Origin of the sequence: Micromonospora sp. CPCC 206060, assembly GCF_036906895.1 — a bacterium.
GTDB lineage: Bacteria > Actinomycetota > Actinomycetes > Mycobacteriales > Micromonosporaceae > Micromonospora.
Genome location: NZ_JBAKHU010000017.1, coordinates 99910 through 113457, shown reverse-complemented (window position 1 = coordinate 113457; position 13548 = coordinate 99910). Strand labels below are relative to the sequence as shown.

Genomic DNA, 13548 nt, shown 5'->3' with positions numbered 1-13548 from the left:
AGCAACTCCACCGCGCCCACCGACCAGTCGATGTGCGGCGACGGCTCGTCCACGTGCAGCGTCTTCGGCAACACACCGTGCCGCATCGCCTGGACCATCTTGATGATGCCGCCGACCCCGGCCGCCGCCTGGGAGTGGCCGATGTTCGACTTGATGGAACCAAGCCAGAGGGGCCTGTCAGCCGGCCGGTCCTGCCCGTAGGTGGCCAGCAACGCCTGCGCCTCGATCGGGTCACCGAGCCGGGTACCCGTGCCGTGGGCCTCGACCACGTCGACGTCGGAGGCCGGCACGCGGGCGTCGGCGAGCGCGGCGCGGATCACCCGCTGCTGCGACGGACCGTTCGGTGCGGTGAGGGCGCTGGACGCGCCGTCCTGGTTGATCGCGGTGCCCTTGACCACGGCGAGGATCGGGTGCCCGTTGCGCTGGGCGTCGGAGAGCCGCTCCAGCAGCAGCATGCCGACGCCCTCACCCCAGCCGGTACCGTCGGCTCCGGCGGCGAACGCCTTGCACCGCCCGTCCGGCGACAGGCCGCGCTGCCGGGAGAACTCGATGAAGGTGTCCGGGGTGGACATGACGGTGACGCCACCGGCCATGGCGAGGTTGCACTCCTCGCTGCGCAGTGCCTGGACGGCCATGTGCAGCGCGACCAGCGACGACGAGCAGGCGGTGTCGACGGTGACCGCCGGGCCCTCCAGCCCCAGGTGGTACGCCACCCGGCCGGAGGCGATGCTGCCGGCGCTGCCGTTGCCCAGGTAACCGGCCAGGTCGTCCGGTACGACCTGGACCCGGGTGCCGTAGTCGTTGTACATCACGCCGATGTGCACGCCGGTCTTGGTGCCGCGCATTGCGGCCGGGTCGATGCCGGCGGATTCGATGGCCTCCCAGGCGGTTTCCAGCAGTAGGCGCTGCTGCGGGTCCATGGCGAGGGCCTCGCGGGGTGAGATCCCGAAGAAGTCCGGGTCGAAGTCGGCGGCGTCGTGCAGGAAGCCGCCCTCCCGGGTGGTGCTGGTGCCGGGGTGGTCCGGGTCGGGGTGGTAGAGCGTGTCGACCTGCCATCCACGGTTGACCGGGAATCCGCTGACCGCGTCGGTGCCGCTGCTGACCAGCTCCCAGAGCTGCTCGGGGGTGGCGACGCCACCGGGGTACCGGCAGGCCATACCGACGATGGCGATCGGCTCGTGTTGTTTCTCCTCGACCTCACGCAGCCGCCTGCGGGCCTCGCGGAGATCAGCGGTCGCTCGCTTCAGATAGTCGAGAAGCTTTTCCTCGTTTGCCACCTACGCCACCCCTACCGACGTTGAATCAGCGTCGCCGCGACCCGCGCGCTGCGCTGGAACTGCCCGGAAATAGACGTACGGCCCAGAGTCGGTTGACCTGGACCACTATTTCTTGCCCACTTCCGACCGAAATTGGAATTCGTGGATCGTCACTATCCTGCAGTCTTCAATGTATTCGGGGCGGGTGGCCAGACAACCCCTACCGGACCCCCGTTGACGCGCTGACCAGCAGCGCGGTGACGCGGGGGAATAGGGGGCTACCGGGTCGTGGGTGGGGCCGGTGGGCAGCCGGGTCGGGGTGGGCGGCGGAACAGGGGCGGACGACGCGGCGACCCGCTGGTCGACAACCCGCAGTGGGACTACGGTTCGCCGCCTGTCGAGCTGCACCGTCTGTGCCAGCAGGTCAGGGTCGGCGGGCCGGCGGTCGCGCCGACCGCCCGGCTCGTTTTTTTGTTTTCCTGGAAGTCGGGGTGTCAGCCCGGCCGGACAGCCCGGTTTCCTGAAAACGGAATGGATCACGGGGGCCACCGAACCGGCCTAAGGCAGGTGGGTGCCCGGCTGGCACGGTGCCGCGACGGTACACAGCGGCGCCTTACCGGCCATGCCGTAGCGGGCCAGCGGTTGGTCAGCCAGGAGGCGTAGCGTCCCGGGGGCGGAACGGTGTCAGGCCCGTCCCGGGTGGGACGGGCCTGACCGGTCAGGGGTGGCGCTCCGGTGCGGATCGGTTCACCCGCTGCGCGTCGTACGGGTCAGCTGACCCGCTCCGCGCCGCGCTGGTACCGCCAGACGACCAGGGCGCCGGCGGCCACCGACCAGGCAGCCAGCACGATGGCGGCCATGCCGAGTTCGGTGTTGCCGAAGAGCGGCCCACGGCCGATCTCGCCGATCCAGTACGTGGGCAGCGCCTTGGCCATGTTCCGCATCCAGTCCGGGAAGACCGCGATGGGGATGAGCAGGCCACCGAGCAGGGAGGTCAGGGTGAGGATGCCGTTGACCGCGGTGGGCAGGTTCTGCGCCGAGACGAACTGGCCGACGACCAGTCCGATCAGGGCGAAGGGCAGGGTGGCCAGCCAGGTGCCGAGCACGATCTGGGCCCAGTCGGCGGCGGAGAACTGGACGCCCTCGACGAACCGGCCGAGCAGGCAGATGACCGCGATCGGGGTGATCGAGATGAACATCGCGATCAGCACCTTGGTGGCCAGGTACTCGAAGGTGCTCAGTGGGGTGAGCCGGAGCTGGCGCTGCCAGCCGGTGGAGCGTTCCACTGCGGTTCCGGCGGTGGAGGCGAGCGCGGCGAAGAAGGCGCCGAGCGCGGCCAGGGTGGGTACCAGGTAGGCCGAGAACGGCTTGTCGGTGCCCTCGATGTTGCCGGGGAAGATGTTGACGTAGATGAAGAACAGGATGGTCGGCATGCCGACCGTGAAGATCAGGTAGCGCGGGTTGCGCAGGGAGCGCTTGCCCTCCAGGGCGAGGTAGCCGAATTTCATGGTTCCTTCTCCTACTGGTCCGGGGTCGACCGGGTCAGGGCCAGGAACGCTTCCTCAAGACCCGCCGCCCTGATCTCGATGTCCCGGGCCTCGGGGTGGCGGGCGGTGAGTGCCCGGATCGCGGCGTCCGAGTCCGAGCAGGCCAGTTCGACCAGGTCGGCGCGGATGTCGACGGAGGCGACCCCGGGCAGCGCGGCGAGCGCCTGCGGGTCGGCGCCGGGCAGGCAGGTCTTGATGATGCGGTTGGAGACCAGGGCCTTGATCTCGGCGACCGAGCCGTCGGCAGAGATTTGGCCGGAGCGCATGAAGACCACCCGGTCGGCGAACTCCTCGGCCTCGGCCAGGTAGTGGGTGGCGAAGAGTACGGTCTTGCCCCGGGTGGTGAACTCCCGCATGGAGTCCCAGAACGCGCGCCGGGCGCTGACGTCCATGGCGGCGGTGGGCTCGTCGAGCACCAGCAGGTCGGGGTTGCTGACCAGGGCGATCGCGAAGCGTACCCGCTGCTTCTGGCCGCCGGAGAGCTTGGTGCAGCGGCGCTGGGCGAGGTCGGCGACGCCGGCCAGGCGCAGTGCCTCCATGACCGGCAGCGGCCGGTGGTGCAGGGAGGCGATCATGTGCACCGTCTCGAAGACGGTGGAGTCCTCCAGCAGGTGGGCGTCCTGGAGCATGGCGCCGATGCGGCCCTTGACGACTGCGCCGCGCGGGGTGTCGCCGTAGACCCGGACCTCACCGGCGTCCGGGCGGGTCAGGCCGAGCAGCATGTCCACGGTGGTGGACTTGCCGGCACCGTTGGGCCCGAGCAGCGCGACCACCTGGCCGGCGGGGATGGTCAGGTCGATCCCGGCGACCGCCAGGACGTCGCCGTAGCGCTTGGTCAGGCCGGTCAGCCGGAGCGCGGGCGGTCCGGCGTCGGCGGGGGTGTCGACGGTGACCGCCGCCGGGGCGGTCACCTCGACGAACTCGGGTACGGAATTGTCACGGTCAATTTCTGCCAGTGCACTGTTGCTATTGCCAGCGCGTCCACGGTCAGCCATGGGAACCATCTCGCAGCCTGTCAATCGATTCGCAGCGCGAATGATCGGTGTGACCAGGGCGCTTTATCGAAAGCTGCCACTGATCCGGAACGTCTTTCCGCCCGAGAATAGGGGATTTCGTCGCTTCCCCGGACCCCTTGCGGACCATTATCTCCGGTCTCCCGGACCCCTAGCCGCGGCTACCGCCCCAGCCAAGCGGCGGCAGCGGTCGTCCGCGTCCAGCCACGCGACAGCAGCGGTCGCCCGCGTCCAGCCACGCGACAGCGGTCGCCCGCTGCTAGCCGCGCAGCAGCGCCAGGACCCGGTCGACGTGCTGGTAGTCCTCCTGGCTGTAGACCGAGCCGAGCATGATGGTGCGGATGCCCAGGTCCAGGTAGCGGGCGAGGTAGCCGGCGACCTCCTCGTAGCTGCCGACGAGCAGCGGGATGGAGCCCTTGTCGCTGCGGTACGCGCCGGTCCAGTAGACGTCGTCGTAGGTGTCCCCGTCGGTGGCCAGGGTGGCCAGTCGGCGGCTCCACTCCGAGTCGGACTTCTTGCGCATGGCCATCTTCAGCCGGGTGTACCGGTCCTCGACGTAGCGTTCCCGGGCGATCTCCCAGGCCGCCTCGCTGCTGTCGCGGGCCAGCAGACCCACCCGGATACCGACGGCCGGGCCGCCCTGGCGGGGGGCGAGGAACTCGGCGGCGAACTTCTCCACCGGCTCGGGGTGGGTGACGGTGATGTCACCGACTGCCTCGGCTGCCTTCCGGGCCGCCTCGGAGGCACCCGCGACGAACACCCGGGGCATCAGGTCCGGCGGCAGGGCGGTGTGCGAACGCAGCCCCTGGAACCGGTAGAAACGGCCGTCGTGGTCGAGGGCCTCGTTGGAGGTGAGCAGGGTACGCAGCACGGTCATGTACTCGACCGCCCGGTCGTACCGGTCGTCGTGGGCGACGCTGTCGCCGACCTGGAGCAGCTCGTCGGGGGCCGCACCGGTGATCAGGTTCAGGTCGATCCGGCGGCCGTGCAGGGTGCTCAGGGTGTGGATCAGCTTCGCGGCGGTGAACGGCGGCAGGGCGTACGGCTGGAGGGCGACCAGCGGCACCAGCCGGGTGGTGGCGTGCAGCAGCGTCGTACCGATCAGCCACGGGTCGAGGTTGCGGTGGTTGTAGAAGGCGAGCAGGCCCTCGAAGCCGTACTTCTCGGCCCGCTGGAACGCCTCGGTCAGGTTGGGCAGGGTGTTGCGCTCGTCGGGGTGCGGTTCGAGGGCGGTGCCGTAGACGTCGAAGTCGTAACGCACGTCGGTGTCCTCCTGGTCGGAAGCGGTAGATCGGAAGCGGGAGAGGTGAACGGGGTCAGACGGTCGGGGCGAGCACGGTCGCGGCGGCGTCGGTCAGCGCGCCCACGCTGACCTCGGGGCCGTCGTCATGGGCCCGCCGCAGGACGGTCTCCATGGCCAGCAGCAGCGGTTCGCCGAGCGCCCGGTCGACGTAGGCGGTGTCCAGGCGGACCGACAGGGTCAGTGACTCGCCGGGCTGGCCGGCGGCGGTGACCGCGCAGCGTCCGCCCTGGTACGGCCAGCCGGCCAGCGGTCGCAGGGCGAAGTCCCGGCCCGGGTCGGGGGCCACGTCGGGCACCCGGGGCCAGGGGCCGCGCGCGTCGTTGAAGGTGAACGTCGCACCGAGTACGCCGTCGGCGCTGCGCCCGTCGGCGCGCAGCCCGACGTCGAGGTCGGCCGGGGACCAGTACGCGCTGCGGTAGGTCTTCAGCGACTGTTCCTGCACCCGGCGGGCCAGGGCGGTGAACGGCTGGTCCGGGTCGAGGTCGGTGACCAGCGGCCCGAGCTGGGCGAGCACCCCCACGTAGTCGGCCATCCGGGGCAGGTGCCGGTTGGAGGTGACGAGCTGGAGGAAGAGGTCACGTTCGCCGACGGCCGCGCCGAGGGCCACCGCGACCGCGCCGAGCAGGAGCGCCGAGGAGTTCAGTTCGGTCTTCTGGGCCAGGTTCTCCAGCCGGGCGGCGGCCGGGGCGGAGGTGAGGGCAAGCTGGTACGCGCCGTGGTCGGTGCCGGGGCGGGGTACGGCGAACGGCAGGGCCGCCCGGGCGGCCTCGGCCCGCCAGTACGCCACGGCCCGTTCGCCGCGCCGCCGGGTGACCGGGTCGGCCTCCTTCAGGGCCAGTTCGCGGGGTTGCAGCGGCGCCGGGCCGGATTCCACCGCGCCGAGGAGCACCCGGACGGCGGAGGCGTCGACAGCGAGGTGGGAGATGGCCGCGACGACCCGGTACGGGCGGTTGTCGCGGGTGACCACGGCGGCGCCGAAGGGCAGCCCGCCGGTGAGCGAGAGCGGCGTGGCCCGCAGCCGGTCGACGACCTGCGCGACGTCGGCGTCGGGCCGGTCCCCGGCGGGGACGATCTCGACCGGGAACTCTCCGTCGGCGAGCAGCCGCTGACGCAGCAGCCCGTCCGGACCGTCGGTGAGGATGGTGCGCAGCCCCTCGTGCCGGGAGACGGCCGCGCCGATGGCGGCGAGCACGTCGGCGAGTTCCGTGCCGTCCGGTACCGGCCAGGACGGGACCGCGTTGCCGTACCAGCCGTCCTCGGCGTAGCGGCGCAGGCCGTCGCGGAAGCCCTGCTGTCCCCAGGTGGCCGGCCCCTCCCAGGCTTCGGTGCCGGTGAACCGGGCTGACTCGTGGTGCATGACGCGGACCTCCGGGTGGCGTCGGACGGGGATCGAGGAACGGACGGGGATTCAGGACGGACAGGAAGTCAGGACGGACAGGAAGTCAGGACGGGCGGGATTCAGCGCGGGCAGGGGCAGGACTGCCGGGATCAGCGGTGGCCGGCGGGTTGCGGGACCGGCTGCCCGGCCGGCTCGGTGTCGCTCTCCCGCAGCCCGAAGCGGGCGTGGAAGCGGCGCAGCGGGCCGGGGGCCCACCAGTTGGCCCGGCCGGCGAGCCGCATGAACGCCGGCACCAGGGCCCCCCGGACCACGGTGGCGTCGAGCAGGACGGCCAGGGCCAGCCCCAGGCCGAGCATCTTCATGAAGATGACGTCGGAGCTGAGGAAGGAGAGGAAGACGATGCCGACCAGCAGGGCGGCGGCGGAGACGATGGAGCCGGTGCGTTCCAGGCCGTGCGCGACGGCGGCGGTGTTGTCGCCGCCCGCGTCGTACTCCTCCTTGATCCGGGAGAGCAGGAAGACCTCGTAGTCCATGGAGAGACCGAACGCGATGCAGAAGATCATGATCGGCATGGTCACCACGATGTAGCCGGTGACCACGAAGCCGCCGAGCGCCTCGACCAGGTGCCCGTCCTGGAAGATCCAGACCATCGAGCCGAAGGTGGCGCTGAGACTGAGCAGGTTCAGCACGAACGCCTTGAGCGGTACCACGATGCTGCCGGTGAGCAGGAAGAGCAGCGCGAACAGGCTGACCGCGATCACCCCGAGGGCCCAGGGCAGCTTCGCCAGCAGCCCGTCGACCGCGTCCTCGAGTTGGGCCGACGGCCCACCGACGGCGACGTCGAACGGGGCGTCGGTGGCCCGGACGTCGCGGACCAGTTGCCGGCCGGCGTCGGTGAACGGTTCCACCGAGGGCACCACGGAGAGCCAGGTGGCGTCGGCGGCGGCGAACCGGGCGGTGGCGGCGGCACCGTCGGTACCGGTCAGCGGGGCGCCGTCGACGTACGAGCCGGCCAGCGAGTCGACCCGGGTGACGTTGGGCAGCCGGGACAGCGCGGCGGCGTACCCGGCGAGGTCGGTGCGCCGGCCGGCGGGGTCGCCGGTCCGGTCGGCCACCACGGTCAGGCTCTGCGCCTCCCGGCTGGGGTAGTCGTCGGCGAGGATGTCGTGGACCCGGTGCGAGCCGGCGTCGCGGGGCAGCGCCTGCGCCCCGGCGAAGCCCACCTTGATGCCGAGGAACGGCCAGGCGAGCAGCGCCAGCAGCGCGATGACTCCGGTGGCGACCGGCAACGGCCGGCGCATCACCACGGTGGCGATCCGGTGCCACATGCCCCGCTCGACCGGTCGGGGGGCCCGGCGGCGCAACGACCACCGGTCGACCCGGGGGCCGAGCAGGTACAGCACCGCCGGGAGCACGGTGACTGCGGCGACCATGGCCAGCAGCACCACCGCGATACCGGCGTAGGCGAACGAGCGTAGGAAGTACATCGGGAAGAGCAGCATGGCGGCCAGGCAGAGGATCACCGTGACGGCCGAGAAGACCACGGTACGGCCGGCGGTGCGCAGCGTCGTCCCGATGGCCTCCCGGGGGCTCGCGCCCCGGGCCAGTTCCTCCCGGAACCGGCTGATGATGAAGAGGCTGTAGTCGATGCCGAGACCGAGGCCGAGGCCGGTGGTCATGTTCATGGCGAAGACGGAGACGTCGGTGAACCAGGTCAGCACCCGCAGCACGGCGAGCGTGCCGACGATCGACAGCAGGCCGAGCAGCAGCGGCAGGGCGGCCGCGACCAGTCCCCGGAAGACGATCACGAGGACGATCAGGGTGACCGGGATGATGATCAGTTCGGCGCGTACCAGGTCCCGCTGGGTCTGGTCGGTGGTCTCCACTGAGACCGGTCCCCGGCCGCCGTAGCTCAGCGACAGCCCGTCGTAGCCGGTGCCGTAGTCGGCCATCAACTCCCGGGTGGCGTCGATGACCTCGCTCTCGTCCCCGCGTAGCTGCACGAAGACCAGCGCCGAGTCGCCCCGCTCGGAGCGCAGCGCCGGTGGCCCGCCCAGCGACCAGTACGACGTGGCCTGGCTGACCCCGGCCCGCGCGGCCAGGTCGGCGGTGAACCGGGTACCCCGGTCCCGGGTGGCCGGGTCGTCGGCGCCGGCCGGTGTCCCGACCACGATGACGACGCTCGGCTCGCCGGAGCCGAACCGCTCGGCCAGCAGTTCCTGCGCCCGGGTCGATTCCGCCGAGGGGACGACGAACCCACCGGGCAGCAGGTCCTGCTTGACCCCGGCGCCGAGGAGCCCGGCGGCGACGCAGAGGAACAGGGCCAGGCCGAGAACGATCCGGCTGCGGTCCGTGGCCCAGCGGGTGCAGTGGCCGATCACGGGGATTCCCTTTCGCAAGGTTCGGGGTCCGGGTCAGGGCCGGAGGATGCCCTAGGGGATCGCCGGACCGGAGCGGGCGTTCGCCAGCCAGGTGGCCGCGACGGTGTCGTTCTTCTCGTCGCGGGCGGATTCCGAGGAGTTGCCGAAGGCCTGCACCACCAGGGGGATGAACCGGCCGTTGGCCAGGTCCGCCACCCGACGGTCGTCGTACCCGCCGAAGATGGTGGTGGCGCAGCCGGCCTGGGCGGCCAGGTGGTGCACCCCGGCGCAGGTCACCCCGGCGGTCAGCAGCATCTGCCGGTAGACCACCGGGTTGCCCTGGGTGCCGGCCTCACCACGCATGCCGAGGATCATGAACGCGGCGGCCTTCGCCGCCAGCGGCTGGTCGCCGAACATGTCGATCAGCGCGGTCGGTTCCGGGTCCGGGATCAGCCTGGTGAGCCAGCGGTCGTTGGCCTGGTCGAACCAGCGGGACTGCCAGCGGCCGTCGCGCCTGGCCACCAGCCGCAGTTCCAGCTCCCGCCACACCGGGACCGGGGTGGCCTCGGTGACCCGGTGCAGGAACGCGTCCAGCACCGCCAGCATCGACGGGTCGAGTTCCGTACCGTCGAAGGCGCGGGCCGACCGGCGTAGCAGGATGTTCTCCACCGCCTGGTCGGCGGTGTGGCCGCCGAGCATGGCCCGGAAGTTGAGCCGGTGCTGCCGGCCGGGGTCGGACGCCCGGTGCACCCGGCGGATCCGTTCCATTGCCGGGGTCAGCATGGGTGCCTGCTCGGTGCCGAAGAGCCGGCTGGTGTCCAGCGACTCCAGCGGGGTGCCGACCTCCAGGTCCGGGATGCTGTCGGCGAAGTCGCCCTCGACGACCGCGGCGCCGAGCAGCAGCTCGTCCCGGGTCAGCCCCAGCTCCTGGTGGATCAGCTCGTGCGGGATGCTGTCCGGCAGGTGGATGTACGCCCCGGCGGCGACCACCACCGACGCGACGTTGCCCAGCACGTTGCCCGCGTCCAGCAGGCAGTACCGGTAACCGCGTACGCCGTACCGCTGGATGGTCCGCCAGGCGACCCCGACCAGCAGCAGGGCGTGCTGGCGGGGGGCCAGCCGCAGGGCGGTGGCGGCCTGCTCGGCGGAGCGGCCCAGGTCCACGCAGCCCTGCTGACGGGCGTCGAAGTACTGGAAGACCCACCGGCCGTCGACCTGGGTGATCCACACCATCTCGACGGGGTACATGGCGCCGGCCGAGGGCGCCCGGCGGGCCAGGCCACGCGGGGTGACCCGGTAGCCGAAGGCCAGGTCGGAGAGGCGGCCGAGCAGGTCGGGGTTGCGGGTCGGGGCGGGGCCGGTGGACAGGTCCGGGGTGAGGCTGCACGGCACCTGCCGGCAGAACCGGTTCACCGCCGAGGCCGGGTGCTCCAGCTGCTGGAGTTCCTGCACCCGCCGCATGAGCGCGGTGGAGCCGAACACGTCGGCCGAGTCGGGCATGTCAGGCCCCCCATTCCGCGGATTCGGGGTGCCGGACCTTCACGGCCCGCACCGCGTGGTCCCAGTAGCTGCGCACGGACAGATCGCTGTAGATGTACTGCCGCTTGCCGGGGATGTCCTCCGGCTTGGACACGTGGAACGGCCGGCCGGTGGAGAGCGCCATGATGTGCAACTGGCAGCAGCGCTCCAGGACGTGCGCGCCGACGGCGGCGTGCCGGATCGTCTTGCCCACCGCCACCCCGCCGTGGTTGCGCAGGAAGGCCGCCGGGTTGTCGCCGAGCGCCTCGGCGACCGCCTGCCCCACCTCGTAGGTGAGGATGGTGTTGCTGGTCAGGGTGAACCGGGGCACCTGGTCGAAGAAGAGCGCCCCCTCGTGCGAGAGGGGCAGCAGCTCGGTGTCGAGCGCACCGAAGACCAGGGTGTTCGGCGCGTGGCTGTGCACGATCGCGTTCACGTCCGGCCGGGCGGCGTAGATCGCCTGGTGCAGCGGGAGTTCCGGGGGCGCCATCGGGTGCGGCTCGATCCGGTGGTCGACCGCGGCCACCACCACGTCCGAGGGGGTCGCCTCGTTGAAGCCGCAGAGCGCCGACTTGATCAGGAAGGTGTCGCTGCCGGGGATGCGGGCGGACACCTGACCCTGGTTGAAGTCGTCGTGACCGCCGTCGGAGAGCATCCGGGAGGCGAGCGCCACCGAGACCGCGAGCTTCCGCTCCGCCCGGGACATCCCGGTGGTCGCCGGGGCGGCCACGTCCAACACTGTCATGGGAATTTCACTCCTTTCCGTCGTCCGTAGCCGACGTGGTGAGTAGCCACGTGTAGAAGTCGTCCATCGAGTGCAGGGCGGCCGGCCGGTCGGTGAGCCAGAGCGCGGCCCGGACCGCGACCGGGGCGTACGCCGCCCAGTCCCGCACGGCGTGCCGGACCACGAGTTCCTCGTCGCCGAGGGCGAGCCGGACGTCGTGCTCGCAGACCGGCATGCCGGCGCGGATCGATTCGATCCGGACGTCGAGCGCGCCGTCGGCTCCCCCGGTGGCCCGGTCCGCCAGAGCGAGCGCGGTGGCGCTGGGCCGGTCCTTCTTGTACGTCGGGTGCCGGTCCACCACGGTCACCGAGCCGAGCCCCTCGGCGTGCAGCCGGCCGAACATCGGCCCGAGGTGGCTGGTCAGTCCGCGCTGGATCCAGTTGCCGAGGCTGAGGTTGTCCGCCCGCAGTACGGGGATCAGCTCCGCCAGCGCCGCCAGCCCGGCCCGGTGTTCCGGGGTCAGCCCGGAACTGGCGCTGAGCAACGGAACCTTGTTGGTGTGGCAGTAGCCGAGCACGTCGGGCAGGGCCGGGGCCAGCGAGACGTCGACCAGCACGTCCGGTACCCCGCCGGTCCACGCGGCCCGGGTCCCCCGCAGGGTGACCTCGACGCCCATGGTGCCGGCGGCGGCCACGATCCGGCTGCCGAGCCGTCCGCCGGCCCCGATCACCCCGAGACTAGGCATACTGGACGTCGCGCTGCTCCGTGATGTACCGGGCCATCTGCTCGAAGCTGCCGAGCACCGACTCCGGCAGGTCGTCCTCCCACTCGATGCCGAACATGTCCTCGACGGTGACGAGGAAGTTCAGCATGCGCAGGGAGTTGAGCCCGAGGTTGCGGATGGAGTCGTCACCGGTCTGCGCCGGGTCGGGCTGCACCTCCCCCTCGGTGATGTCGGTGACGACCTTCATCAAGTCCGCGATGATCTCGTTCATTTCCCCTACTCACCAATAGTCGACAGGGCGGAAGAACTGATTTTTCCGGCGGCGTTGCGCGGCAGGCTCCCCGCGATCGTGATGCGCTGCGGGAGCTTGTAGACCGCCAGCCGGCCCCGGCAGTGCTCCACCACCGCGGCCCGGTCCACCGTCGTGCTCTCCACGTACGCGGCCAGCAGCTCGCCGGAGGCGGACTGCTCGCCACGGACCACCACCTCGGTCACCCCGGGCAGTTCCCGGATGACGTTGGCCACCTCGGTGGGGTCGATCTTGCGGCCGGCCACGTTGACCACCTGGCCGAGCCGGCCGACCAGCCAGAGCCGACCCGCCTCGTCCAACCGGCCCAGGTCCTTGCTGCGCAGGAAACCCTCGGCGGTGAGGCTGTCGGCGAACACCGGTTCCCCCTCGTCCAGGTACCGCGAGGCCATCGACGCGGTCCGGACCAGTACCCGGCCCCGGCCGTCGGCCTCGTCGACCCCCGCCACCGGCTCGATGACGATCTCCACGCCGTGCAGCGGTACGCCCACCGAGCCCGGCGCGGAACTGTCGTTGAAGGTGACCGGGCCGACCTCGGCCAGGCCGTAGTAGTCGCAGATCCGCAGCCCGGTCAGGTCCTGCCAGGCGTCGGCGGTCTCCGGGGACAGCGGGGCCGCCGAGCTGACCGAGAGCCGCAGGCCCCGGCCGAGGTCGCTGCTGCCCCGGACCAGCCCGTCGAAGACGAACGGGAACGCGGTCAGCACGGTCGGTTCGACCTTGCGGATCGACCGGGCGATCGACGACGGGATCGGGCGGCCGGCGTGCAGCACCAGCGTGGCGCCGGAGAGAAAGACGCTGAGCAGGGACGTGTTGAAGGCCAGCCCGTTGTTCAGGGTGGCCAGGCAGAGCACGGTGTCCCGCTCGGTCAGCTCGGCGCTGCGCCGCCAGGCGTTCGCGGCGTTGACCGCGGCCTGCTGGGTGAAGCCGAGGCAGCGGGGCATACCGGTGGTGCCGCTGGTGAACCGGCCGAAGCCGATGCCGTCGAGCCGGTCGTTGCGCCGGGTCGGGCCCAGTTCGGACCACCAGAGCTTCGGCCACGGCGAGTCGGTCGCCGGCATCGTGGTCCGGTCCAGCGCGGAGTCCACGCTGGCCAGGACCGCGCTGGCGCCGGTCGCCTCGGCGATCCGGGCGCACTCCTCGGCGGTCCAGGTCTTGTCCGCGACCAGCGGTACCGACCCGCCGGTGATCGCCGCGTAGAGGGCCACCACGTCGTCCGGGCCGTTGCCGGGGACGAAGAGGACCGGCGGTCGGGGGTCCCGGCCGTGGAACCACGCGGCGCCCGCCTCGATGGCGGCCAGGAACTCCCGGTACGAGTAGCCGGCCCCCGTGCTGTCCACCACGGCCGGCTTGTCGCCGTACGTGGCTGCGGCGGCCCGCAGGACGTCCAGGATCGCCGAGCCGGTGGCGGCCTCCGCAGTGGCCGGCTCGGCGGTGAGTGTGCTGTCGAGGGTCGACAC

General features: G+C 71.6%; 11 protein-coding genes. All 11 read right to left on the bottom strand.

Features of this window, described 5'->3' with window-relative positions; translation table 11 throughout:
• Window positions 1–1277, bottom strand: a 1277-nt coding sequence (locus tag V6U90_RS14235) for a beta-ketoacyl synthase N-terminal-like domain-containing protein (protein WP_334435598.1), incomplete at its 3' end; no start/stop codon positions are given.
• Window positions 1278–2026: 749 nt separating this feature from the next.
• Window positions 2027–2764: an ABC transporter permease gene (locus V6U90_RS14230; RefSeq protein ID WP_334435595.1), complete on the bottom strand. Its 738-nt coding sequence runs from the start codon at window positions 2762–2764 to the stop codon at window positions 2027–2029.
• A gap of 11 nt (window positions 2765–2775) precedes the next feature.
• Window positions 2776–3798 (bottom strand): ABC transporter ATP-binding protein, encoded by a 1023-nt coding sequence (locus tag V6U90_RS14225; protein WP_334435593.1) that lies wholly within the window; start codon window positions 3796–3798, stop codon window positions 2776–2778.
• 277 nt (window positions 3799–4075) lie between these two features.
• Window positions 4076–5077, bottom strand: coding sequence for an LLM class flavin-dependent oxidoreductase (locus V6U90_RS14220; RefSeq protein WP_334435590.1), 1002 nt, complete (start codon window positions 5075–5077; stop codon window positions 4076–4078).
• Window positions 5078–5132: 55 nt separating this feature from the next.
• Window positions 5133–6476 carry a condensation domain-containing protein gene (locus tag V6U90_RS14215; protein ID WP_334435587.1) on the bottom strand — a complete coding sequence of 448 codons (1344 nt, stop codon included), beginning with the start codon at window positions 6474–6476 and terminating at the stop codon, window positions 5133–5135.
• Between the two features lie 131 nt (window positions 6477–6607).
• Window positions 6608–8839: an MMPL family transporter gene (locus V6U90_RS14210; protein WP_334435584.1), complete on the bottom strand. Its 2232-nt coding sequence runs from the start codon at window positions 8837–8839 to the stop codon at window positions 6608–6610.
• Between the two features lie 51 nt (window positions 8840–8890).
• On the bottom strand, window positions 8891–10318 hold the full coding sequence (locus V6U90_RS14205) for a hypothetical protein (protein WP_334435582.1): 1428 nt from the start codon (window positions 10316–10318) through the stop codon (window positions 8891–8893).
• Window position 10319: 1 nt separating this feature from the next.
• Entirely contained in the window at window positions 10320–11081 is a 762-nt protein-coding gene (locus V6U90_RS14200; protein WP_334435580.1) for a class II aldolase/adducin family protein, read from the bottom strand.
• Between the two features lie 7 nt (window positions 11082–11088).
• Complete coding sequence (locus V6U90_RS14195; RefSeq protein ID WP_334435577.1) at window positions 11089–11790, bottom strand: dihydrodipicolinate reductase C-terminal domain-containing protein; 702 nt, start codon at window positions 11788–11790, stop codon at window positions 11089–11091.
• 7 nt (window positions 11791–11797) lie between these two features.
• Complete coding sequence (locus V6U90_RS14190) at window positions 11798–12055, bottom strand: acyl carrier protein (protein ID WP_208814264.1); 258 nt, start codon at window positions 12053–12055, stop codon at window positions 11798–11800.
• Between the two features lie 5 nt (window positions 12056–12060).
• Entirely contained in the window at window positions 12061–13548 is a 1488-nt protein-coding gene (locus tag V6U90_RS14185) for a class I adenylate-forming enzyme family protein (protein ID WP_334435574.1), read from the bottom strand.